Annotated in this window: 20 protein-coding genes; 9 read left to right on the top strand and 11 right to left on the bottom strand. The window is 61.7% G+C overall.

Annotated features, from left to right (window positions below; genetic code table 11):
• Positions 1–30: 30 nt before the first annotated feature.
• From GJV78_RS00860 to wzz(fepE), 3 genes are all read left to right on the top strand, one after another.
• Positions 31–249, top strand: coding sequence for an MbtH family protein (locus tag GJV78_RS00860; RefSeq protein WP_155106538.1), 219 nt, complete (start codon positions 31–33; stop codon positions 247–249).
• The gene (gene entF, locus GJV78_RS00865; RefSeq protein WP_155106539.1) at positions 246–4,130 is read left to right on the top strand and encodes an enterobactin non-ribosomal peptide synthetase EntF; all 3,885 of its coding nucleotides are present in this window, start codon (positions 246–248) and stop codon (positions 4,128–4,130) included. The genes GJV78_RS00860 and entF overlap by 4 nt, the downstream gene beginning before the upstream one ends.
• 247 nt (positions 4,131–4,377) lie before the next feature.
• The gene (gene wzz(fepE), locus GJV78_RS00870) at positions 4,378–5,508 is read left to right on the top strand and encodes an LPS O-antigen length regulator Wzz(fepE) (protein WP_155106540.1); all 1,131 of its coding nucleotides are present in this window, start codon (positions 4,378–4,380) and stop codon (positions 5,506–5,508) included.
• A 36-nt stretch (positions 5,509–5,544) separates the two neighbouring features.
• Here wzz(fepE) and fepC read toward each other — a convergent pair whose 3' ends face one another.
• From fepC to fepD, 3 genes are read right to left on the bottom strand one after another with little or no spacing between them, the layout of a single operon-like run.
• Positions 5,545–6,345, bottom strand: coding sequence for an iron-enterobactin ABC transporter ATP-binding protein (gene fepC, locus GJV78_RS00875; RefSeq protein ID WP_155106541.1), 801 nt, complete (start codon positions 6,343–6,345; stop codon positions 5,545–5,547).
• Positions 6,342–7,334, bottom strand: a complete 993-nt coding sequence (gene fepG / locus GJV78_RS00880) for an iron-enterobactin ABC transporter permease (RefSeq protein ID WP_155106542.1) — start codon at positions 7,332–7,334, stop codon at positions 6,342–6,344. Before fepG ends, fepC begins: the two co-directional genes overlap by 4 nt.
• The gene (fepD, locus tag GJV78_RS00885; RefSeq protein WP_155106543.1) at positions 7,331–8,338 is read right to left on the bottom strand and encodes a Fe(3+)-siderophore ABC transporter permease; all 1,008 of its coding nucleotides are present in this window, start codon (positions 8,336–8,338) and stop codon (positions 7,331–7,333) included. The genes fepG and fepD overlap by 4 nt, the downstream gene beginning before the upstream one ends.
• 280 nt (positions 8,339–8,618) lie before the next feature.
• Here fepD and entS point away from each other — a divergent pair, with 280 nt between their 5' ends.
• On the top strand, positions 8,619–9,863 hold the full coding sequence (gene entS / locus GJV78_RS00890) for an enterobactin transporter EntS (RefSeq protein ID WP_155106544.1): 1,245 nt from the start codon (positions 8,619–8,621) through the stop codon (positions 9,861–9,863).
• Between the two features lie 33 nt (positions 9,864–9,896).
• Here entS and fepB read toward each other — a convergent pair whose 3' ends face one another.
• Entirely contained in the window at positions 9,897–10,853 is a 957-nt protein-coding gene (fepB, locus tag GJV78_RS00895; protein ID WP_330998770.1) for a Fe2+-enterobactin ABC transporter substrate-binding protein, read from the bottom strand.
• Positions 10,854–11,197: 344 nt separating this feature from the next.
• Here fepB and entC point away from each other — a divergent pair, with 344 nt between their 5' ends.
• The 5 genes from entC to entH are packed head-to-tail and all read left to right on the top strand — an operon-like array spanning position 11,198 to position 16,035.
• Positions 11,198–12,373: an isochorismate synthase EntC gene (gene entC, locus GJV78_RS00900; RefSeq protein WP_155106546.1), complete on the top strand. Its 1,176-nt coding sequence runs from the start codon at positions 11,198–11,200 to the stop codon at positions 12,371–12,373.
• A 9-nt stretch (positions 12,374–12,382) separates the two neighbouring features.
• Entirely contained in the window at positions 12,383–13,993 is a 1,611-nt protein-coding gene (entE, locus tag GJV78_RS00905; protein WP_155106547.1) for a (2,3-dihydroxybenzoyl)adenylate synthase EntE, read from the top strand.
• A gap of 13 nt (positions 13,994–14,006) precedes the next feature.
• Positions 14,007–14,864 (top strand): isochorismatase, encoded by an 858-nt coding sequence (locus tag GJV78_RS00910; protein ID WP_155106548.1) that lies wholly within the window; start codon positions 14,007–14,009, stop codon positions 14,862–14,864.
• Positions 14,865–14,872: 8 nt separating this feature from the next.
• Positions 14,873–15,619 carry a 2,3-dihydro-2,3-dihydroxybenzoate dehydrogenase EntA gene (entA, locus tag GJV78_RS00915; protein WP_155106674.1) on the top strand — a complete coding sequence of 249 codons (747 nt, stop codon included), beginning with the start codon at positions 14,873–14,875 and terminating at the stop codon, positions 15,617–15,619.
• A 2-nt stretch (positions 15,620–15,621) separates the two neighbouring features.
• Positions 15,622–16,035: a proofreading thioesterase EntH gene (entH, locus tag GJV78_RS00920; RefSeq protein ID WP_155106549.1), complete on the top strand. Its 414-nt coding sequence runs from the start codon at positions 15,622–15,624 to the stop codon at positions 16,033–16,035.
• Between the two features lie 30 nt (positions 16,036–16,065).
• On the opposite strand, the gene GJV78_RS00925 is transcribed toward entH, so the two are convergent.
• The 7 genes from GJV78_RS00925 to dsbG form a co-directional block, all read right to left on the bottom strand.
• Entirely contained in the window at positions 16,066–17,178 is a 1,113-nt protein-coding gene (locus tag GJV78_RS00925; RefSeq protein WP_155106550.1) for a M20 family metallopeptidase, read from the bottom strand.
• Between the two features lie 15 nt (positions 17,179–17,193).
• Positions 17,194–17,658: a YjiG family protein gene (locus GJV78_RS00930; RefSeq protein ID WP_155106551.1), complete on the bottom strand. Its 465-nt coding sequence runs from the start codon at positions 17,656–17,658 to the stop codon at positions 17,194–17,196.
• Positions 17,655–18,374: a nucleoside recognition domain-containing protein gene (locus tag GJV78_RS00935; protein ID WP_155106552.1), complete on the bottom strand. Its 720-nt coding sequence runs from the start codon at positions 18,372–18,374 to the stop codon at positions 17,655–17,657. The genes GJV78_RS00930 and GJV78_RS00935 overlap by 4 nt, the downstream gene beginning before the upstream one ends.
• Positions 18,375–19,047: 673 nt before the next feature.
• Positions 19,048–19,665, bottom strand: a complete 618-nt coding sequence (locus GJV78_RS00940) for an IbrB-like domain-containing protein (RefSeq protein WP_167519312.1) — start codon at positions 19,663–19,665, stop codon at positions 19,048–19,050.
• Complete coding sequence (locus GJV78_RS00945; RefSeq protein ID WP_155106554.1) at positions 19,650–20,870, bottom strand: phosphoadenosine phosphosulfate reductase; 1,221 nt, start codon at positions 20,868–20,870, stop codon at positions 19,650–19,652. Before GJV78_RS00945 ends, GJV78_RS00940 begins: the two co-directional genes overlap by 16 nt.
• Positions 20,871–21,393: 523 nt before the next feature.
• On the bottom strand, positions 21,394–21,600 hold the full coding sequence (locus tag GJV78_RS00950) for a hypothetical protein (protein WP_155106555.1): 207 nt from the start codon (positions 21,598–21,600) through the stop codon (positions 21,394–21,396).
• A gap of 390 nt (positions 21,601–21,990) precedes the next feature.
• A complete protein-coding gene (gene dsbG, locus GJV78_RS00955; RefSeq protein ID WP_155106556.1) occupies positions 21,991–22,737 on the bottom strand; it encodes a thiol:disulfide interchange protein DsbG in 747 nt (248 codons plus the stop codon).
• Between the last annotated feature and the right edge of the window lie 285 nt (positions 22,738–23,022).

The raw sequence follows: 23,022 nt of genomic DNA on the forward strand, positions 1-23,022 counted from the left end.
GCCGACGCTTTTCCACGACAGGAGTGAAGTATGGAAATCAGTAATCCCTTCGATAATCCGCAGGGACATTTCTACATCTTGCGCAACCCACGGGGCCAGTTCAGCCTGTGGCCTCAGCCCTGCGCTCTGCCTGCGGGCTGGCAGGTGGTGTGTGAGCCGCAGCCACAGGAGGCGTGCCGGGAGTGGCTGGATGCCCGCTGGACCACCCTCAATCCCGCCAGTTTCACCGCTCCGCAGGAGGCGCAATGAGCCAGCGTTTACCCTTAGTGGCCGCCCAGCCGGGGATCTGGATGGCGGAAAAGCTCTCCTCTTTACCTTCCGCCTGGAGCGTGGCGCACTACGTGGCGCTGAACGGCCCCCTGGACGCGCCCCTGCTGGCCCGCGCCGTTGTCGCAGGTATGCGGCAGGCCGATACGCTGAAGATGCGCTTCGCTGAAGAGGAGGGCGAAGTCTGGCAGTGGGTGGATCCGCAGATGGCGTTTGCCGAACCGGAAATCTGCGATCTGCGCGCCACGGCTAATCCTCACGAGGCGGCGCTGGCGATGATGCAGGCCGATCTACGGCAAAATCTGCGGGTGGACGGCGGCAGACCACTGGTCTTTCACCAGCTGTTTCAGGTGGCGGATGACCGCTGGTACTGGTATCAGCGCTATCATCATCTGCTGGTGGACGGCTTCAGCTTTCCGGCGATTACCCGACAGATCGCGGCGATCTACGCCGCTTGGCAGCGCGGTGCCGACGCGCCGGCGTCGCCGTTTACGCCGTTCGCCGACGTGGTGGAGGAGTATCTGCGCTACCGGGAGAGCGAGGCCTGGCAGCGCGACGGGGAGTTCTGGGCCGGGCAGCGCCGCCAGCTGCCGCCCCCGGCGTCGCTCTCCGATGCGCCGCTGGACGGCAGGTCCGCTACCGCCGATGTTATCCGCATGAAGCTGAACGCCCCGGACGGCGCGTTTCGCCAGATGGCGGCGCGGATGCCCGGCGCGCAGCGGGCGGATCTGGCTCTGGCGCTGGTGGCGCTGTGGCTGGGACGGCTGTGCAGCCGGACGGAATACGCCGCCGGCTTTATTTTTATGCGCCGGATGGGATCGGCGGCGCTGACGGCCACCGGCCCGGTGCTGAACGTGCTGCCGCTCGGCGTGCGCATTGATGCGGCGGAAACCCTGCCGGAGCTGGCCGCCCGCCTTGCCGGGCAGCTGAAGAAAATGCGTCGCCATCAGCGCTATGACGCCGAACAGATCGTCCGCGACGGCGGGCGTGCCGGGGGGGAAGAACCGCTGTTTGGTCCGGTGCTGAACGTTAAGGTGTTCGACTACCGGCTGGATCTGCCCGGCATTCAGGCGCAAACCCATACTCTGGCGACGGGGCCGGTCAACGATCTGGAACTGGCGCTGTTTCCGGACGAAGAGGGCGGCCTGAGCATTGAGATCCTCGCCAATCCGCAGCGCTATAACGAAGCCACGCTGGCGCGGCACGCCGCACGCCTGACGGCGCTTATTCAACAGTTTGCCGCCAGCCCCGCGCTGCGCTGCGGCGACGCGGCGCTGCTGCTGCCGGCGGAGGCGGAGCGGCTGGCGCAGATTAACCGGACGACGCAAACCATCCCCAACGTTACGCTCAGCGCGCTGGTGGCCGCGCAGACGGACAAAACCCCGGATGCCCCGGCGCTGGCCGACGCCCGCTATCAGTTCAGCTATCGTGAGATGCGTGAACAGGTGCTGGCGCTGGCGAACCTGCTGCGCCAGCGCGGCGTCCGGCCTGGCGATAGCGTGGCGGTGGCCCTGCCGCGCTCCGTTTTTCTGACCCTGGCGCTGCACGGCATCGTCGAGGCCGGGGCGGCCTGGCTGCCCCTCGACACCGGCTACCCCGACGAGCGCCTGCGGATGATGCTGGAAGACGCGCGGCCAACGCTGCTGATTACCACGAAGGATCAGCAGGCGCGCTTTAGCGACATTCCCGGCCTGGCGCACCTTTGCTATAACGCGCCGCTGGCGGCGGCAGAAACCGGCCCGCTGGGGCTGTCGCAGCCGCACCACACCGCCTACATTATCTTTACCTCCGGCTCCACCGGCAGGCCCAAAGGGGTGATGGTTGGTCAGACCGCCATCGTCAACCGCCTGCTGTGGATGCAGGAGCACTACCGGCTCACCGCGCAGGACGTGGTGGCGCAAAAGACGCCCTGCAGCTTCGACGTTTCGGTATGGGAGTTCTTCTGGCCGTTTATCGCCGGGGCGCGGCTGGTGATGGCGGAGCCGGAGGCGCACCGCGATCCGCTGGCCATGCAGCGCTTCTTTGCCCGCTACGGGGTAACGACCACCCACTTCGTGCCGTCAATGCTGGCGGCCTTTGTCGCCTCGCTGACTGCGCAAACCGCCCGCGAAAGCTGCGCGTCCCTGCGGCACGTCTTCTGCAGCGGTGAAGCGCTGCCCGCCGAACTTTGCCGCGAATGGCAGCAGCTGACCCACGCGCCGTTGCATAATCTCTACGGACCTACGGAGGCGGCGGTAGACGTCAGCTGGTATCCGGCCTGGGGAGAGACGCTGGCGGAGGTCAGCGGCAGCAGCGTGCCGATTGGCTATCCGGTGTGGAATACCGGGCTGCGCATCCTTGACGCCATGATGCAGCCGGTGCCGCCCGGCGTCGCGGGCGATCTTTATCTTACCGGCATTCAGCTGGCGCAGGGCTACCTGGGCAGGCCGGATCTGACGGCGAGCCGTTTTATCGCCGATCCGTTTGCGCCGGGCGAGCGTATGTACCGCACCGGCGACGTGGCGCGCTGGCTGGAAAACGGCGCGGTGGAGTACCTTGGGCGCAGCGACGATCAGCTGAAGATCCGCGGGCAGCGCATAGAGCTGGGCGAGATCGACCGGGTGATGCAGTCCCTGCCCGACGTAGAGCAGGCGGTGGCCCACGCCTGCGTGTTTAATCAGGCGGCGGCGACGGGGGGCGACGCCCGACAGCTGGTGGGCTATCTGGTCTCCCGCTCCGGCCTGCCGCTGGATCTGCCCGCGCTGCAGGCGCAGCTGCGGCGGACGCTGCCGCCGCACATGGTGCCGGTGCTGCTGCTGCAGCTGGCGGCGCTGCCGCTGAGCGCCAACGGTAAGCTGGATCGCAAAGCGCTGCCGATGCCGGAGCTGACGCCGAGGACGCCGGGGCGCGCGCCGTCGCCGGGGGCGGAGAGCGCGGTCGCGCAGGCGTTTTCTGCGCTGCTGGGCTGCGAAGTTAACGACGCGGAGGCGGATTTCTTTGCCCTGGGCGGCCATTCCCTGCTGGCGATGAAGCTGGCCGCCCGGCTAAGTCGGGACTTTGCGCGCCAGGTGACGCCGGGGCAGGTGATGGTAGCCTCCACCGTCGCGCAGCTGGCGGCGCTGCTGGAAGGGGCCGACGACGAACGTACCCGCCGGCTGGGGTTCGAAACCCTGCTGCCGCTGCGTCAGGGAGGCGGACCGACGCTGTTCTGCTTCCATCCCGCCTCCGGCTTTGCCTGGCAGTTCAGCGTGCTGTCGCGCTATCTCAGCCCCCGGTGGTCGATTATGGGCATTCAGTCGCCGCGGCCTGACGGGCCAATGCAGAGGGCGGCGGATCTTGACGCGGTGTGCGAGCATCACCTGGCGACCCTGCTGGCGGCGCAGCCGCACGGGCCTTACTACCTGCTGGGGTATTCCCTGGGCGGCACGCTGGCGCAGGGCGTTGCGGCGCGCCTGCGGGCGCGCGGCGAGACGGTGGCGTTTCTCGGCCTGCTGGACACCTGGCCGCCGGAGACGCAGAACTGGCGGGAAAAAGAGGCCAACGGTCTCGATCCGGCAGTGCTGGCGGAGATTGCGCGGGAGCGCGAGGCGTTTCTGGCGGCCCAGCAGGGGCAGGGATCTGAGGCGCTGTTCAGCGCCATTGAGGGGAACTATGCCGACGCGGTGCGCCTGCTGGCCACCGCCCACAGCGTACCCTTCGACGGCCGGGCGACGCTGTTTGTCGCCAGGCGCACCCTGCCGGAAGGCGTCAGCCCGGAGCAGAGCTGGGCACCGTGGCTTGGCGGGCTGGATCTCTACGATATGGATTGTGCGCATGTTGATATTATTTCACCTGAAATATTAGCGCTTATTGGTCCCGTGATTAATGAGCGTCTGAATCGCTGAGGCGGAGTTTTTTATCGGGACCGGCATTCAACCCTTAATAATTCAGATTATTAAGGGTTTTTTAATTGATGTATTTCTCTTTATTTTAATGATAAACATATGAATGCTAAGTATTGCGAACATTCTGAATATTATGATTTAATTGTCCTTGTTTATTTATGAAGTTTACATCCAGATAAGTCTGAACTATCGTTAAATATTGAGCGTGGGACGCTATTCACCGGATGACGAACGCAGGTATCACGGTATGTCAGCACTTAATTTAAAGAAAAAAACGGAAATAACTTCCTTTCCACTGGCGGTGGGAAAAAATAACGAAATAGATCTGTTAAGCCTTGTCGAACTGCTGTGGCAGGTGAAGAAAAGAATTATTGCTACCGCTTTTGCCTGCGCCTGCGCGGGACTGCTGATCTCTTTTTTACTGCCGCCAAAATGGACCAGCGAGGCGGTGATTACGCCCGCGGAGCCGGTGCAATGGCAGACCCTGAACCGTACGCTTTCAGCGCTGCGGGTCCTCGATCTGGATATCTCTGTGAGCCGTGATGAGGTATTCAACTTATTCATCAAGAAATTTAATTCCGCTTCCCTGCTGGAGGGCTGGCTACGTTCGTCAGACTACGTTATGGAGCGGCTTAAAGGCGGCACGCTTAATGAAGCCGAGCTGCATCAGGCTATTGTCGCGCTCAGCGCAAAGATGAAAGCGGTGGACAGCAACGCCGGAAAGAAGAATGAAACGACGCTCTACTCTTCATGGACGCTGAGCTTCTCCGCGCCGGATAAAGAAGAGGCGCAGGCGGTGCTGGCAGGATATATACAGTTTATTTCTGCGCAGGTAGAGAAAGAGACGCTGGAAAATATTCGCCACGCGCTTGAAATTAAAACCCATACCGCAACGGAAAAGCTGGCGATGGAGCGGGTGAAATATAAAAACCAGCTTGCCGCCGATATTCGACGGCTCAATTATTCTCTCGATATCGCCAGCGCCGCCGGGATCCAAAAGCCGGTCTACAGCAATGGTCAGGCGGTTAAAGACGATCCCGATTTTTCGATTGCGCTGGGGGCGGACGGTATCAGACGTAAGCTGGAAATAGAGCAATCGGTCACCGACGTGGCGGAGATTCACGCAGGCCTGCGCAATCAGCAGTATCTCGTTGAGCGGCTCAGGGAGATGAGTATCGATAACGTTACCTTCGCGCCGTTTAAATATCAGAAGCATCCATCGCTACCGGTAAAAAAAGAGGGGCCGCGCAGGGCGCTGATTATTATGCTGGCGGCCGTACTGGGCGGGGTCGCGTCCTGCGGCGTTGAGCTGCTGCGCCACGCGATGCTGTCGCGCAGGCTGGAGGCGACGATGCCGCTGGAGGAGCGGCTGATCTGAGCCTACGATGGCGCGGAAGCAATGCCATCGGGCGAGCTATTGTCGCGTGCGCCCCAGCGGCACCACCAGCGGCGTACCGGCCACCGGATCGTCAATAATGGTGCAGCGCAGGCCGTAAATTTCCTCAATCAGCCCTGCGGTGACGATCTCCTTCGGCGCGCCCTCGGCGATAATTCTCCCCTCGCGCAGCGCAATCAGATGGGTGGCATAGCGGCAGGCCTGGTTCAGGTCGTGCAGCACCGCCGCGAGGGTATAGCCTTTTTCGCGGTTCAGCTCGCTCAACAGCTCCAGCAGATCGATCTGATGGCTGATATCCAGCCAGGTGGTCGGCTCGTCAAGCAGCATAATTGAGGTCTCCTGCGCCAGCACCATAGCGATCCACGCGCGCTGGCGCTGTCCGCCGGAGAGGGTGTCCACGCTCTGGGCCGCCAGATGCGCGATGCCCGTGGCGCGCATGGCGCTGGTAACGGCCTCCTCATCCTCCTTACGCCAGCGGGTAAACAGCGGCTGGTGCGGATAACGTCCGCGCGACACCAGCTCCTGGACGGTGATATCGCCGGGCGTGGTGGCGTTTTGCGCCAGCAGGCCGATGCGTCGCGCCACCTCTTTACTGGCGTAGCGCTGAATAGGTTCGCCATCCAGCCAGACGTGGCCGTGCGCGGGCGTCAGCAGGCGGCTCAGCGTGCGCAGCAGCGTCGACTTGCCGCAGCCGTTCGGCCCGATAATCGCCGTAAAGTGGCCGTCGGGAATGGAAACGTTCAGATCCTGGGCCACGGTAAATTTGCCATAGCCCAGCGTTAGCTGGTCGCCGCGCAGACGGGCTGATGATTCGGTCATTTTTTGCGGGACTCCTGAATTAACAACGCAATAAGGTAAATACCGCCGAGGCTTACGGTAACGACGCCAACCGGAAGCTGATAGGGCATAAACATTTGCCGGGCCCCCAGATCCGCCGCCAGCAGCAGCAGCGCGCCGCAGAGGGCGGACTGGGTCAGGCCCCAGCGCGCGGTGCCGCTGAGGCGACGCGCGATGTGCGGTGCCACCAGGGCGATAAACGAAATAGGGCCGGCGAGGGCGGTGGCGCAGGCGGTCAGCACAACCGCCACCAGCATCAGCAGCAGCCGTGAGCGCTCCACGCTGACTCCCAGCGCGCAGGCGCTGTCGTCGCCCATCTCCAGCAGGCGCATCCGGCGCACCAACAGCCCGGCACAGATCAGCATAACGAGAATCAGCGGCGCGGCGGGCCAGGTTTTCGCCCACGTCAGGCCGTTCAGGGAACCGGCGTTCCACAGGCCGGCGTTGAGGGCGGTTTCCAGGGAGGCTTTCAGCAGCAGCCAGGTATTAAAGGCCATCAGCATGGCGCGCATACCGATACCGATAATAATCAGGCGGAAGGTGTCGATGCCGTTACGCCAGGCCAGCGCCCAGACCGCCAGCGACGTTAAAATTCCCCCCAGCATTGCCGCCAGGGCGATTGCCGTCAGGTTCTGGCCAAAGAGCACCATTGCCACCAGCACGCCGCTCCAGGCACCGGTATTAAAGCCCATCACGTCCGGGCTGCCCAGCGGGTTGCGCATCAGCGACTGGAAGATCGCGCCGCTGACCCCGAGCGCCGCGCCGACCAGCAGGGCCATCAGCATCCGCGGCAGACGCCATTCGGTCACCACCAGGGCAACGCTGCGCGGTGCCGTGCCCAGCAGCGCCTCCATCACCTGCCGGGTTTCCAGCGGCAGGGCACCGCTGCGCAGGCTCCAGAATCCGGCGATCAGGCAGCCCGCCGTCAGCAGCAGACAGCTGAGCAGCAGGCGGCGGGAGAGGTGCCTCATGCGCCACCTCCGCGCGTTTTGCGCCGCACAAGGAAGATCAGCACCGGCGCGCCGATAAAGGCGCTGACCACCGACACGCGCAGCTCGCCGGGGACGATCAGGCGGCCGATAATATCGGCAAACAGCAGCAGCACGGGGGTCGCGAGCAGGGTGACCGGCAGCGACCAGCGGTGATCGGCACCCACCAGCCAGCGTGAAATGTGCGGCATCATGAGTCCGATAAAGGCGATAGGGCCGACCACCGAGGTGGCACCGCCGCAGAGTACGGCGATAGCCAACAGCCCGATAAGCTGCGTGCGCGCCACCCGGCTGCCCAGGGCGGTGGCGGTATCGCTGCCAAGGCTCAGGCTGTTTAGCGCCCGGCTGAGAAGCAGAGCGACAGCCCCGGCGCTTAGCACCGGCACAAGCACCGTTTTAAGATTTTGCAGGCTGCGGATATCCAGCGAACCGGCCTGCCAGAAGCGAAGCTGGTCATAGACGTCGGGATTCAGCAGCGCGATGCCGCTGGTCAGCCCCTCCAGCACCGCGGCCAGCGCAACGCCCGCGAGGGTCAGACGCACCGGGCTGAGCTGTCCGCCGCCCTGGCTGCCGGTAAAGGCGACGATCAGCGAGGCGAACAGCGCGCCGGAGAAGGCCAGCACCAGCTGCTCCTGGGGCGTGGAAAACCCGAACAGCGCCGCTCCGAGGACGATCGCGAAGCTGGCCCCGGCGTTCACGCCAAGAATGCCCGGATCGGCCAGCGGGTTGCGGGTCAGCGTCTGCATCAGCGCACCGGCAAGGCCGAGCGCGCCGCCCGCCAACAGCCCGGCCAGCGTGCGCGGCAGCCGGGCGTCGAGCACGATGGCGCAGTCGGCGCTTTGACAGCCGCCGCTGAGCGCTTCAAGAACGACGGCGGCGGGGAGAGGTTTAGCCCCAATAGACAGACTTAGCGCTGAGGCGAGAATAAGTAACAACAACAATCCGGGCACGGCGAAGGCGCGCGTCGCGGAAACAGAGCATGGCATAACTACTTCCCTGATAATGATACTAATTATCGTTATCGATCTTATTTGATTATGTTAGCATGTGCAGCTATCGAATGGTTATTGAAAAAATGGGTATCCACGTTGTCTTTCAGGATGTCATCGCCCTGCCGGCACCGTCAACGCTGAGCGCTCTGGCTGCGGCCAAAGGCGCTGTGGAACTGCCGCCTGGCTCCGCCATTACCGGGTCGGTCCGGCTAAAAAGGGTGAAGGCGCGGCGGCGGAGGCAACCTGAAGAATCTGGTTATTTTAAGGCATTGTAATGAATCGACAATCCTGGCTGCTCAATCTCAGCCTGTTGAGGACGCATCCGGCGTTTCGCGCCGTCTTCCTTGCCCGCTTTATCTCTATTATCTCACTTGGCCTGCTGGGGGTGGCGGTGCCGGTTCAGATCCAGTTGATGACCCACTCGACCTGGCAGGTGGGCCTGTCGGTCACGCTGACCGGCGGCGCGATGTTTATCGGCCTGATGGTCGGCGGGGTGCTGGCCGATCGCTATGAGCGTAAAAAAGTCATTCTGCTGGCGCGGGGCACCTGCGGCATCGGCTTTATCGGGCTGTGCCTGAATGCGCTGCTGCCGGAGCCGTCGCTGCTGGCGATCTATGTGCTTGGCATATGGGACGGCTTCTTCGCCTCGCTGGGGGTGACGGCGCTGCTGGCGGCGACGCCGGCGCTGGTCGGGCGCGAGAACCTGATGCAGGCCGGGGCCATCACCATGCTGACGGTGCGTCTTGGCTCAGTGATATCGCCGATGCTGGGCGGGGTGCTGCTGGCCAGCGGCGGGGTGGCCTGGAACTATGGGCTGGCGGCAGCCGGAACCTTTATTACTCTGCTGCCGCTGCTCAGCCTGCCGCCGCTGCCGCCGCCTCCTCAGCCGCGCGAGCACCCGCTGAAATCTCTGCTGGCCGCGTTTCGCTTTCTGCTTGCCAGCCCTGTTATCGGCGGTATCGCCCTGCTCGGCGGGCTGCTGACCATGGCGAGCGCGGTGCGGGTACTTTATCCGGCGCTGGCGATCGGCTGGCAGATGTCGGCGGCGCAGATTGGCCTGCTGTACGCGGCGATCCCGCTGGGGGCAGCGGCAGGTGCGCTGACCAGCGGACAGCTGGCGCACAGCCCGCGTCCGGGGCTGATTATGCTGCTGTCGACCGTCGGGGCTTTTCTGGCGATCGGGCTGTTTGCCCTGATGCCGGGATGGGCGCTCGGGGCGCTGTGCCTGGCGCTGTTCGGCTGGCTGAGCGCCGTCAGCTCGCTGCTGCAGTACACGCTGCTGCAGGCCCTGTCGCCGGAAAATATGCTGGGCAGGATTAACGGCCTGTGGACCGCCCAGAACGTGACCGGCGATGCCGTCGGCGCGGCGCTGCTTGGCGGCATGGGGGCAATAATGACGCCGGCGGCCTCGGCAAGCGCCAGCGGATTTGCGCTGACGGCGGTGGGGCTTTTGCTGCTGCTGCTGCTGGCGCAGTTGCGTCGGTTCAGGCAGACGCCGCCGGATGACGGCGACGTCTGATGGCCGGTCAGCGCGCCGCCGACCGAAGCGTGGTTAAAACAGGTTGGAGAGGCGATCGAGGATCCGCATCGCGCTGTAATAATCCAGACGGAAGGTTTCGGCCCCCAGCGGGTAAACGTGCTTGTTCTGTACCGCAGGCAGGTGCGCCAGCAGCGGATTGGCGTAAATGGCGGCGGCGTCTTTATCGTCGCCGGCGAACAGGAACAGGGACTTTCCGTTCAGCCCGGTCGCCAGGTTTTCGCCGCCAAGCTGGATAATGTCGTGGCGTTTGCCCTGACTCTGGCTGGTGTGCAGCCCTTCGGGCAGCGTGGCGAGGGTAAAGCCCACCTGCTCCAGCAGCTTGCCCTGGGCGGATTCCGGCGTCCACAGGTTGGCGCTGTGCGCGGCGGCGGTGTAAACCAGCGCGCTCACCGGCTGCGGCGGCAGCGTTATCTGCTGCTTAACGCCCGCCAGCCGCTCGTTGAATTCGGCGATCCGCGCGGCGGCCTGTTTCTCCTGGCCGGTTATTTTCCCCAGCTCGACCAACAGCGCCTGCCAGCTTTTATCGTCATAGTTGACGATAAGCGTTGGCGCAATCGTTGAGAGCTGGTCGTACAGCGCCAGCGCTGAATCTCCGCCGGTGGCGCTGATCAGGATCAGATCGGGCATCTGCGCGGCCACGGCTTCGGCGCTCGCTTCGCCGATGTAGAGGCGGCTGAGCTTACGCGCTTTGGCCACTTCGCCCCACTGGCGAAGAAAGCCCTGGTCGTCGGCGAAGCGGTTGTTGGGCGTGGTGGCACCGCTGGCAACCACCGGCGCGTCGATAGCCAGCAGCGAGCCGGTGAGGGTGACGCTGGTGGAGACAATGCGCCCGGGCCGCTGTTCAAGGGTGTGCACGCCGTGGGCGTCGGCGATCTGGCGCGGCCAGTCGGCGGCGTTAGCCGGAGCGGGGGCGAAAAGGGCGAATCCCAGCAGCAGGCAGGACAGACGGCAGAAGGTGGATAGAGTCACAAGGTGGTTCCCGTTATTAGTAAGGTGAATGCGTCTCATTTTTATTGTTAACGTGGTGGGATGCAAGCCCGGCGCGCACTATTGTGTCGTCGGAGGAGTTGACATGCTGGCTGATAACTTTTAGGTTAGCGCCAGAAATCATAAATGATAATCATTCTTAGAGCTTATCTCATTGGGCGCAGCGGGCGAAAACGGGTTAACGACCACCAGCGCGACGGATTTGCAGCGTACGGGGTACGTGTAGCATTTTCGCGACGCGCGCGGAACGGCACCAGATGCCGTCGGGTTTACCCTGCGGACCCGCCACGCCTGATGGGATGAACCTTATTATCCTGGAGGATCGTATGGACACCTCACTGGCTGCGGACGCGCAGCAGAGGGCGGCCGCTCTTGCTGCCGATCGCTTTTTCTTTATGTCGCCTTATCGCAGTTTTACGACGTCAGGATGCTTTGCCCGCTATGTCGAACCTGCGGTTAACGGCGACTCGCCGGACAGCCCCTTCCAGCAAAAGCTGTCGCGGCTGTTTGCTGACGCCAGGGCGCAGGGCATCAATAACCCGGTTGTGGTGGGCGCAATCCCCTTCGATACCCGTCAGCCCTCGGCGCTCTATATTCCCGAAAGCTGGCAAACCTTCTCCCGGACCGATAAGCAGCGCGCGGCGTGCGCTGCTTCTCCCGGCCAGACGCTGAACGTCACCGCGCGCCGCGCCATACCCGAACAGGCCGGGTTTGAGGCGATGGTGGCTCGCGCCGCCGCCCTGACGGCGACGCCGGAGGTGGATAAGGTGGTGCTGTCGCGGCTGATTGACATTACCGTCGACGCCGACATCAACAGCGGCGCGCTGCTGGAGCGGCTGGTGGCGCAAAATCCAATGAGCTACAACTTTCACGTGCCGCTGGCGGACGGCGGCGTGCTGCTCGGTGCCAGCCCGGAGCTGCTGCTGCGCAAAGAGGGCGAGCGCTTCAGCTCGCTGCCGCTGGCCGGTTCCGCCCGGCGTCAGCCGGACGAGCTGCTGGACAGAGAGGCGGGCAATCGTCTGCTGGCCTCGGAGAAAGATCGCCATGAGCATGAGCTGGTGACCCAGGCGATGGACGCGGTGCTGCGCGAGCGCTGCACCCGCCTGCAGTTTCCTTCGTCCCCGCAGCTGATTTCCACCCCGACCCTGTGGCACCTGGGCACGCCTTTCGCAGGCCAGGCCCGACCCGCAGAGAGCGCCCTGACCCTCGCCTGCCTGCTGCACCCGACCCCGGCCCTGAGCGGCTTCCCCCATCAGGCGGCGAAAAAACTGATCGCCGATCTGGAGCCGTTCGATCGCCAGCTGTTTGGCGGCATCGTCGGCTGGTGCGACGCCGAAGGCAACGGCGAATGGGTGGTGACGATCCGCTGTGCCAGGCTGCTTAAAAACCAGGTGCGCCTGTTCGCCGGGGCCGGGATTGTGCCGGCCTCTTCGCCGGTGGGGGAGTGGCGCGAGACGGGGGTGAAGCTCTCCACCATGTTGAACGTTTTTGGACTGCATTAAGGAGCAATAATGAGCATTCCATTCACCCGGTGGCCCGAAGCGTTCGCCCGCCGCTACCGTGAAAAAGGGTACTGGCAGGATCTGCCGCTGACCGATATTCTCACCCGTCACGCCGACAGCGACAGAACGGCGGTAATCGAAGGCGAGCGTCGCCTCAGCTACCGCCAGCTGAACCAGGCGGCGGATAACCTCGCCTGCCGCCTGCGCCAGCAGGGCATTAAGGCCGGTGAAACCGCGCTGGTGCAGCTGGGCAACGTACCGGAGCTGTATATCACCTTCTTCGCCCTGCTGAAGCTCGGCGTGGCACCGGTGCTGGCGCTGTTCAGCCATCAGCGCACCGAGCTGCACGCCTACGCCAGACAAATAGAGCCGGCGCTGCTGATTGCCGATCGCCGGCATCCGCTGTTCGCCGATGACGATTTCCTGAACGCCTTTGTGGTGGAGCACGCTACCGTTCGCGTGGTGCAGTTGCTCAACGACGACGGTGAACATAATCTGCAGACCTCTATCGGGCAGCCTGCACAGGCGTTTGTCGCCACCCCGTCGCCTGCCGATGAGGTGGCCTACTTTCAGCTCTCCGGCGGCACCACCGGCACGCCGAAGCTGATTCCGCGCACCCATAACGACTACTACTACAGCGTGCGCCGCAGCAATGAGATCTGTCACTTCACTGAACGAACCCGCTTCCTGTGCGCCATTCCGGCGGCGCATAACTACGCCATGAGCTCCCCCGGCTCGCTGGGAGTATTTCTCGCCGGAGGCGTCGTGGTGCTGGCGGCGGACCCGAGCGCCACGCTGTGCTTTCCGCTGATCGAGCAACATCAGATCAACGCGACGGCGCTGGTGCCGCCCGCGGTCAGCCTGTGGCTGCAGGCCATTCAGGAGGGGAGCGGCAATGCCCAGCTGGCCTCGCTGGAGCTGCTGCAGGTCGGCGGCGCGCGCCTATCCGCCACCCTTGCCGCCCGTATCCCGGCGGAAATTGGCTGCCAGCTGCAGCAGGTCTTCGGCATGGCAGAAGGGCTGGTGAACTACACCCGCCTGGACGATCCCCTGGAGCGCATCATCAATACCCAGGGACGCCCGATGTGTCCCGACGACGAGGTGTGGGTGGCGGATGCCGACGGCAACCCGTTGCCCCAGGGCGAAACGGGGCGGCTGATGACCCGCGGCCCTTACACCTTCCGCGGCTATTTCAAAAGCCCGGAACATAACGCCAGCGCCTTTGACGCCAACGGCTTTTACTGCTCCGGGGATCTGATCGCCATCGATAAAGATGGCTATATCACCGTGCAGGGGCGGGAAAAAGATCAGATCAACCGCGGGGGCGAGAAGATCGCCGCCGAAGAGATTGAAAACCTGCTGCTGCGCCACCCGGCGGTGATCCATGCGGCGCTGGTCAGCATTGACGACCCCCTGATGGGCGAAAAAAGCTGCGCCTGCCTGACGGTGAACGCACCGCTGCGTGCGGTGCAGGTACGCCGTTTCCTGCGGGAGCAGGGCGTGGCGGAATTTAAGTTACCGGACCGCGTGGAGTTCATTGATGCGCTGCCGCTGACGCCGGTCGGTAAAGTGGATAAAAAACAATTACGTCAGTGGCTGGCGTCCCGTACGCCGGACTGAAGGAGAACAGAGAATGGCAATTCCAAAACTACAGGCCTATGCGCTACCCGGCGAGAGCGATATTCCGGCGAATAAAGTGGGCTGGGCCTTTGAGCCGGAGCGCGCCGCGCTGCTGATCCACGACATGCAGGACTACTTCGTCAGCTTCTGGGGCGAAAATTGCCCGATGATGGAACAGGTTATCGCTAACATCGCCGCCCTGCGCCAGTTCTGCAAGGCGCACCATATTCCGGTGTTCTATACCGCCCAGCCGAAAGAGCAGAGCGACGCGGATCGCGCCCTGCTGAACGACATGTGGGGGCCGGGCCTGACGCGCTCGCCGGAGCAGCAGCAGGTGGTCGAGGCGCTGGCCCCGGACGACGATGACGTCGTGCTGGTGAAGTGGCGCTACAGCGCATTTCACCGCTCGCCGCTGGAGCAAATGCTGAAAGAGAGCGGGCGTGACCAGCTGATTATTACCGGGGTGTATGCCCATATCGGCTGTATGACCACCGCCACCGACGCCTTTATGCGCGACATCAAGCCCTTTATGGTGGCGGATGCGCTGGCCGACTTCAGCCGAGAAGAGCATCTGATGGCGCTGAAATACGTGGCGGGGCGTTCCGGTCGCGTGGTGCTGAGCCGGGAGCTGCTGCCCGCGCCGGTTCCTGCCAGCAGGGCGGACCTGCGCGCGGCGATCCTGCCGCTGCTCGACGAGTCCGAGGAGCCGCTGGATGATGAAAACCTGATCGACTACGGCCTGGACTCCGTGCGCATGATGGCGCTGGCGGCGCGCTGGCGGAAGGTGCACGGCGATATTGATTTCGTGATGCTGGCGAAAAATCCCACCATTGACGCCTGGTGGCAGCTGCTCTCCCGCGAGGTGCGGTAATGGCCAGAATGGATTTTGAGGGCAAAACCGTCTGGGTCACCGGCGCAGGCAAGGGCATTGGTTACGCCACCGCGCTGGCGTTTGCGGAGGCGGGGGCGCAGGTGACCGGCTTCGATCGTCAGTTTGCCCGGCAACACTACCCGTTCGCCACCGAGGTGATGGACGTGGCGGACGAGGCGCAGGTGGCGGCGACGTGCCGTCGCCTTCTGCAACAAACGGAGCGGCTGGACGTGCTGGTCAACGCCGCCGGGATCCTGCGCATGGGGGCCACCGATGCGCTGAGCGCGGAAGCGTGGCAGCAGACCTTCGCGGTCAACGTCGGCGGCGCTTTTAACCTGTTCCGGCAGACGATGGCACAGTTCCGCCGTCAGCAGGGCGGGGCGATCGTCACCGTCGCCTCCGACGCGGCCCATACGCCGCGGCTCGGTATGAGCGCCTACGGGGCGTCAAAGGCGGCGCTGAAAAGCCTGGCGCTCACCGTCGGTCTGGAGCTGTCGGGCAGCGGCGTGCGCTGTAACGTGGTATCGCCTGGTTCGACCGATACCGATATGCAGCGTGCGCTGTGGGTCAGTGACGATGCCGAACAGCAGCGCATCCGCGGCTTTGGCGAGCAGTTCAAGCTCGGCATTCCGCTGGGGAAAATCGCCCGTCCCCACGAGGTAGCCAATACCATTCTCTTCCTGGCCTCGGATCTGGCCAGCCATATCACGCTACAGGATATTGTGGTGGACGGCGGCTCGACCCTGGGAGCGTAGGCATGATCTGGAAGCGTCATTTAACCCTTGATGAACTGAACGCCACCAGCCGGGAGACGATGGTGGCGCACCTGGGAATTGTGTATACCCGGCTGGATGACGAGGGGCTGGAGGCGGAGATGCCCGTCGACGGCCGCACGCATCAGCCGTTTGGTCTGCTGCACGGCGGGGCGTCGGCGGCGCTGGCGGAGACGCTTGGCTCTATGGCGGGCTTTCTGATGACCGGCGACGGGCAGTGCGTGGTCGGCACCGAGCTGAACGCCACCCACCATCGCGCCGTGGCGCGGGGCAGGGTGCGCGGCGTTTGTCGGCCTCTGCATCTGGGGCGGCAGAGCCAGAGCTGGGAGATTGTCATCTATGACGAGCAGGCGCGTCGCTGCTGTACCTGTCGGCTGGGCACGGCGGTGCTGGGCTGAAGCCCCCACCGCCAGGAGGGGGACAGGACATTAAAGGCGCGACACCACCCGGCGCAGTAAGCGCACCCGCGGTTCAATTGAGGCGATATCCAGCCATTCGGCGGGGCTGTGGAAACCGGCTCCCACCGGGCCGAAGCCGTCAAGCGACGGAATTCCCAGCGCGGCGGTATGGTTGGCGTCGCTTCCGCCGCCGACCGCCTGCCAGGTAATCTCGACCCCCTCCTCCCTGCCCGCCTGTTCGACCAGCGCCATCAGGCGCTGCGTCTCATCATCGGGTGCCATTGCCGGCTTATGATGCACCTGGGTCAGCGTGGTGGTGACGCCGTCAAGGAAGCCGCGCTGGCACAGCGCCTGCAGCGCCTGATGGATGCGGGTATCTTCATCGTTCTGCCAGTAGCGGACGTCAAGCTCGGCCACCGCCGTATCGGGGACGACGTTGGCGGCGCTGCCGCCGTGAACAATGCCGATATTCAGCGTGGTTCCCCTGGCGCTGTCGGCGAGCGCGTTAACGGCGAGAATGCAGTTTGCCAGCGCCGTAATGGCCGAGCGGCCCTTTTCCGGCTCGTTTCCGGCGTGCGCGGCGCGCCCCGTAAAGGTGAGGAGATAGCCGGCCGTGCCTTTGCGGGCCTTCACCAGCGAGCCGTCGGCGCGCGCGGCTTCGCAGACCAGAACGCAGCGGGATTTTTTTGCCAGCTCGCCGATCCAGGCGTGGGAATAGACGCTGCCGGTCTCTTCGTCCGGGTTCATGGCAACGGCGATGGAGAGCCGTTCGCGATGTTCCGGTGCCAGGGTGCGCATTGCCCACAGGATATTGAGCAGCCCGCTTTTCATGTCCGCCACGCCCGGTCCGTAGAGCCGGGTTTCATCGCGGCTCATCGGCCGTTCCGCAACGGTGCCGGGGGGAAAGACGGTATCCAGATGGCCGACGAGCAGAACGTCGAATTGGGTCGCCCCCGGCCGGTTGGTGACAAAGAGACCGGGGCCGACCCGATCCCCTAAATCGACGGATTCCGTATGCCACCCCTCCTGCTGCCAGAGCCGGGTGACGATCCCGGCAACGGTGGCGACGCCTTCGACGGTGGTGGTGCCGCAGTCCACGTTGACCAGCGACTCCAGTTCGGCAATATATTTTTCAAGTTGCATAAATTATCCTTAAACTCAGAGCAGAATACGCATCAGAAGCATGGCTAAAAAAGCGTTGATAACGGAAATGGCGATCATCAGCGGGATCCGCCTGGCCTGGATGCCAATAACGCCGAGAACGCGCCCCAGATACTGCACCTGCGAGCCCATCAGGTAGATGGCCGGCGCGAGGATCGCAAGGTGTTCGCCGTTGATGATGCCTTTGTCGAACAGCCCCATTGCGACGCCGATGCCACCCCCCATCGACATCCAGCCGCCGATGAGCACCGCGGCGGCCTCGCCCGGCAGGCCAAACAGGCCCATCAGCGGGGCGAAAACCATCCCCATCCCCTTCAGTGCGCCGGTGATCTCCAGCGCTTTGATAATAATAAAGGCCATCACAACGTTGGGGAGGGTACTGCCGGTTGCAATAGTCCACCCCTTGCGGGCACCTTCGACGAAAACGTCAGTGATTACCGGCCTGGATTCAGGAGCGCTCATTGGGTTTCTCCTTTTTCTGCGGTGGGTGCGGCGGTTTTGTTGCCGAGGCTGAGGAAGAGGCGCAGCAGATTGGCACCCACGATTTTCATCACAAACATCACCACAATACAGGTGCCAATGGTGGTGGGCACGGCGGGCGTGCCGTCAACGGTCATCAGGGTGAAAATAATAGCGCCAGAAGAGAAAAAGTTAGTGAGCATCGCCCCGGCAGAGAACTGAAACATGGCGAACGTCTCTTTCTCTTTTTCGCTGATGGCTCCTTCGTCGGCGAGGCTGCGCGTTAACGAGGCACCAACGTCCGTACTTTGCAGGCTGCCGATCAGGGCGAGGCCGGTATGGCCCGGAAGGCCCAGCAGAGGGCGCAGCAGCGGCGTTAACATCTGGCGCGCGGCGCGCAGCGCGCCGTAATGTTCCAGCACGTTGATGGTTCCCAGGGCGAACATTACCGCCGGGATTAAGCCGAGGGCGAAGAGAAAGCCGTCCATCGCGCCGTTGCCGTTAACGCCGCGAAAGGCGCTGGTCTGGGTGGCGATCTTGTCCCCCTGCAGGCTGACGCCGCTGACGACTTTGCCGAAGGTGCCGTTAAGGGTGGTAAAGTCGAAGACGCCGTACCACTCATGGCCGCCGAGTAATCCTGAAAAAAAGACCGCCGCGAAAGCGAGCGCAAAGTACGCCCCTGGGCCGACTTTTTTCTCCTGAGGCACTGATTGGCCCATATCTATCTCCTTATATTTATGCATTTCAGTCTGAATGCAGCCAAAGTACGTTGAGCTGCGGGAGCGGGTGCCGCGCGTTTTGACGCGCGCCAGCGCTGCCCTTTGAAGAGGAGGCTGTCAGGCCAAATGATGCGGCAGGGAATAATTCGTTCGTCAGGAGCGTCCCTGCACGGCTAAAGGCCGCTTCGGAAACGGATTCCTGCACCAACAATGTACCTGAAGCCAGGGGAATAACGGTTCTATTCTGGCTAAGCGGCTATTAAAAAAGATGATTTATATCATTTTGTCATTAAAGGCGAACGCTGATACGTTAAAAGCGTAAAAGAGCAAATTTTACGCCTCCTGTTGCTTTTTAAGTGGGATAATACGTTGCTTTTCAGGGGCAATAAGCGTTTATCCACTCCGCTTCGCGGGTAAATCCGGCGGGGGCGGCAGAAAAAGGATGTTACGCATAAAAAGTGACGGGAGTGGGAACGCTGCGGCGCTTGCAAAAAAGCGGGGCGCGGCTGCCGGTTGCTCCGGAGGTGCTTTCCCTGACGGGCGTAAAGGGAGTGATGCGCTTTCTCCTCTGGGGGCACGCGCTATTGCCGCCCGTACGGCAGAAGGCGGAGCAGACGGGGAAATGCTGTCCGGTCACCCTTTTTTGAGACTGTTCGCCGGGCGGCGTTAAAAGTTACTTAACCGTCCAGGCTTTTGAGAACCGGCGGTTGGCAAACAGCTCCTGCAGGCCGTTAATCTGCTTCAGGCGCAGCACCTCGTCTTCGTCCATGCCCAGCTCCTGGCCGATTTTTTGATCCTCCCAGCCCAGCAGCGCCAGCTCGCGAACGATCTCCGACATGGCGCGGATCTGATGGCGACCCCTGGCGCGGTTGTGGCGAATGGTGGCCGCCATGCGGTCATGGCGGCTGCGCTCCAGGCAGGCCACCGGCAGATAGCCGTGCAGCCGCGACTTGAGCGCGGCTTTATCTTTGCCCAGCTCATGGCGGTGGAAGCCGTCGACAATTTCATACCGATCCTGGCTGGATTGCGCCACCACGATCGGCTGGGTGAAGCCGTCCGCCTCAATGGACTTCAGCAGTAGCTTTTTCTCCGGCGGGGCCACGTTGTTCGGGTTGTAGTCGTTGGGCGCGATCCGATCGTTTCTGATCCACAGCACGCAGTCTACCGGTTCGTCGCGGAACGGACTGACTTTATGGATGGCGATTCTGAGTTCGTTAATGGCTTTGATTCTCTCCTCTTCCGGCAGGGTGGAGAGATAGTGGGTCACTTCCTGCGTTAGTCGTTGCATAATATTCCCCATTCTTTACGTTTCGCCTGCATACGCTGACTGTAGCGTTGGTAATTTTTGGGTTTTGTGGGGCTAAAAGAGAGCGCCCTACACCAGTAGTCGTTATTCAGTAAGACCTTGCAGATACGTCGCCAGGAGGGGATATCTTTGGCACCGATATCGCCCGGCTGCGTCTGGGGGATCGTCTCCATGCCCCTCTTTTTATACCACTGCAGATAGACCGCAATTTTATTGCGGTAGTGCTCGGCGGTCTGCTCCGGCATACTGTCGAGCAGCAGCGAGGCGTACGCTTCCCAGCTAAGATGGTCGGGCTTGATAATTTTACGATGGCCGTAAAAAGGGTTGTTCTGCCCGGCATAAACGCCGCCGCTTCTGACGCCGCTGACCCGGGCGCACATGGCTGCCCATCTCTCCGGCTCAATGACGTGATACAGCCACAGTCCCTGCCGCTGCTCCGGGCCGAAGGGTTCGCATATGCGCATGTAGCGGGATGGCACCCCCGCCTGATACATCAGGTTGTACAGGGGATTGCAGGCAAGCTGGCTTTTAGCGAACCAGGTCCAGACGTCGGCGGTTTTCCAGTCGTAAATCGGATAGATATACCAGGCATGGCCGCCAGGCGTGGCCGTGGTCCAGGGTTTGTCATCGGCGAAACGCTGTTTTTGCTGGCTGGCGATGGCGATAAACCGGTTGTAGGACTCGTCGGCCCGGATCCCCACCATCACGGCGGCCGGGCGTTTTTCTGAAAACCAGTCGGCAAAGTCGCGGACAAACTGTTCGAAGGTCATGCCGGGATCGTAAAAGGGGAAATAGTCCGCCTGGGTAATTGCGTCGGGCGGCGGCTGACGTACCCAGTCGGTGCCGGGTTCCCAGCACTGCCATTCCGGCTGGAATTGCGAGAGTGAATTTTGCGTGGTTAACGGCAGGGCCACCCAATAAAAATGTTCTATGACGTCGCGATAATTGTCGCGCATCTTTTGAACATATCTGATAGTGCAGGAAAACTGCGCTTCCCAGTCTATAAATAATACGCTAAATTTTTTATTTAATTTGCGCGCCAGTTTTGCGGTGAGATGTAACATCAAACCCGAATCTTTGCCGCCGGAGAATGAGACGCAAACCCGAGGGAGATTTTCCAGCGTCCAGCTTATACGTTCCTGTGCCGCCTCAAGGACGTTCTGAGTAAGGGGGATTTTATAGACAGACATAGTAAGTTATCCCTGAACGTTAAATGTGTGGCAATGCAATTTCGCTTAATAAGATAAGCGGTTTGCGATGATTTGCAATATTTAATTGTATCAAAAATAAGTTTTGTGGTTTTGCACGACATTAGCCCCGGGAATAAGTGGTATGGGAAGAACCCCCCCTGATCGATAAAACTCTTATTAGGAATTTTTTTCGGAAATTGGCCGGGTGAAGCGGGATTCAGCGCGTAATGAACATATATTAATCGGCAAATAAAGCACCGTGGCGTATATGGAAAAATTTTTACGGGCTGAAAAAATCGTCGGGGGATAACATTTTATACCCTAAATAATTCGAGTTGCATGAAGGCGGCAACGCAGTGACAAAGTCGTCAGGAACGAATTTGAACAGCCGCAGGCTGCCTCTGGTGAGAGACAGGGATGTCTCTCATTAATCCCCGGGAGCTTACTGGAGTAAGTGACCGGGATGACAGCGTCGGCGGAAACGATTTTTAATGCCGCCGGGGGAGAGGCTGAAGACAGCGGATTATCCTGTCATCCCCTTAATATTGAGAATGTAGCTGAAATAACCGGCGAGAAGAAAATAATTATCAGCCGATGCTCCGGCGTGGCGGCTGAACCCGGCGTCGGGTTTATCAAAGAACGTTTTTCTGGCGCGGGCGAAGGCTCCGGTTCTGTTGGCGGCTGGTGTTAGCCTGTACGCGATGCTCCGGTGATGAAGCCGCATCGCCATCTTTATGCAGCCCGTCTGCGGCCGGCGGAGGGTGCCTGGCCCGGCGGGGATCCGCCTTACGGACATGCGGGACGCTTTACATTTGTCATATCACCGGGTTATTGGGGATATATATCCCGACGCCAGTTATCAGCTTTTTTCATCCCGTTGTCCGCCCGTCGCCTGAATTATTTCTGATAGCGAAACAGAGGACTTAACGCGAAAAAGAAGTTATCACGATAAAATGCGAAACCCGTGGCTACTACCCGCAATTAATTATTGACAGCACCGATTCGGGATTATATCCGTCATACTTCAGGCTGCATATGCGTTGGCTACGGGTTACTCGTCTCATCCATGAGACTCGCCCTGACGGGCCGCCGCCGCGCGGGGATTTTCAGCCGGAGCGGGTTATTCGCCGTTCATCATAATTTTCAGCTGCGCCTTGTCCGGGAGGCCCACCACCTGCTGCAGAACGCGATGCTTATTCATGTAATAGATCGCCGGCGTTACGTTAGCGCCCAGATCGTCCATGATTTTCAGGTTCTGGTTGAGTTTTCTTAGCTGTTCAGGTGCCGCGAGCGGCAGGGCCTTCAGCGGCGACTGCGGGTCCGCAGAGAGAAAGTCGCGCCAGGACTGCGCCGGGTCGCTGGAGGAGAGGATCGCCGCCGCTGCCGCCGGACTTTCCGGTTTGATGATACCAACCAGCAGCGTGCGGAGCTGTACTCTGCCGGATTCCACCCACGGGCGCGCCTGCTGCCAGAACTGTTTGCACCAGGGGCAGAAGGGATCGGCAAAGACGTAAAGTACGGTTGGGGCATCCTTGCTGCCGTCGACGATCCACGCCGCTTTCTCTAAGCGCTGCCACATTTCGCGTCCGGCCGGGGCATAAATCTCTTTTTCAATCATAATGTTGCTAAGGTTGTTCCCCTGCGCGTCATACATATAGCCGGAGATCGCCTGCCTGCCGTCCGGCGTCAGGTAGAGGGTCACGCCCATATCCTGATATTTGCCGAGATAGCCTTTCATTCCGCCCGGAGCATCAAAGGATTTAATAATGGTAATACCTTGTTTTTCCATGGCCTTAATGGGCGCGGGCAGATCTTCCGCCAGGGCAAACAGTGGGCACATTGCCAGTACGAACAGGCCTTTAAACATTATTTTCCTCTGCAGTTTCAGTGTGAAACACGGGCGATGGCCAAACCTATCGCAGCCATAGGCAGGACCTCCGGCCGGAGGATTGCCCTTTTATTTGTGGGGTGTTGTAATCTCCCCGCTGTTACCGCCCTGGTTAAGGCCTGTAGAGCGCAACGCTTAAGCCAGCTTTGCTGGCGCTGACGCTACCTGAGGGTAGTTCAGGTAATGAGGCCGCCTGCACGGGCGGCTTTTTTACGACCACTTCGCTATGCGTTCATCAGGTTGTTGCGTTGTTAGGTATCGCTG

The sequence above is a fragment of the Intestinirhabdus alba genome (assembly GCF_009711095.1).
Lineage (GTDB): Bacteria > Pseudomonadota > Gammaproteobacteria > Enterobacterales > Enterobacteriaceae > Intestinirhabdus > Intestinirhabdus alba.

Bases quoted from the DNA above. Each gene is read 5' to 3' on its own strand.
- GJV78_RS00860 (WP_155106538.1), top strand. From the start codon at position 31: ATGGAAATCAGTAATCCCTTCGATAATCCGCAGGGACATTTCTACATC.
- entF (WP_155106539.1), top strand. From the start codon at position 246: ATGAGCCAGCGTTTACCCTTAGTGGCCGCCCAGCCGGGGATCTGGATG.
- fepC (WP_155106541.1), bottom strand. From the start codon at position 6,345: ATGACCGAATCATCAGCCCGTCTGCGCGGCGACCAGCTAACGCTGGGC.
- fepG (WP_155106542.1), bottom strand. From the start codon at position 7,334: ATGAGGCACCTCTCCCGCCGCCTGCTGCTCAGCTGTCTGCTGCTGACG.
- fepD (WP_155106543.1), bottom strand. From the start codon at position 8,338: ATGCCATGCTCTGTTTCCGCGACGCGCGCCTTCGCCGTGCCCGGATTG.
- entS (WP_155106544.1), top strand. From the start codon at position 8,619: ATGAATCGACAATCCTGGCTGCTCAATCTCAGCCTGTTGAGGACGCAT.
- entC (WP_155106546.1), top strand. From the start codon at position 11,198: ATGGACACCTCACTGGCTGCGGACGCGCAGCAGAGGGCGGCCGCTCTT.
- entE (WP_155106547.1), top strand. From the start codon at position 12,383: ATGAGCATTCCATTCACCCGGTGGCCCGAAGCGTTCGCCCGCCGCTAC.
- GJV78_RS00910 (WP_155106548.1), top strand. From the start codon at position 14,007: ATGGCAATTCCAAAACTACAGGCCTATGCGCTACCCGGCGAGAGCGAT.
- entA (WP_155106674.1), top strand. From the start codon at position 14,873: ATGGATTTTGAGGGCAAAACCGTCTGGGTCACCGGCGCAGGCAAGGGC.
- entH (WP_155106549.1), top strand. From the start codon at position 15,622: ATGATCTGGAAGCGTCATTTAACCCTTGATGAACTGAACGCCACCAGC.
- GJV78_RS00925 (WP_155106550.1), bottom strand. From the start codon at position 17,178: ATGCAACTTGAAAAATATATTGCCGAACTGGAGTCGCTGGTCAACGTG.
- GJV78_RS00930 (WP_155106551.1), bottom strand. From the start codon at position 17,658: ATGAGCGCTCCTGAATCCAGGCCGGTAATCACTGACGTTTTCGTCGAA.
- GJV78_RS00935 (WP_155106552.1), bottom strand. From the start codon at position 18,374: ATGGGCCAATCAGTGCCTCAGGAGAAAAAAGTCGGCCCAGGGGCGTAC.
- GJV78_RS00945 (WP_155106554.1), bottom strand. From the start codon at position 20,870: ATGTCTGTCTATAAAATCCCCCTTACTCAGAACGTCCTTGAGGCGGCA.
- GJV78_RS00950 (WP_155106555.1), bottom strand. From the start codon at position 21,600: ATGGCGATGCGGCTTCATCACCGGAGCATCGCGTACAGGCTAACACCA.
- dsbG (WP_155106556.1), bottom strand. From the start codon at position 22,737: ATGTTTAAAGGCCTGTTCGTACTGGCAATGTGCCCACTGTTTGCCCTG.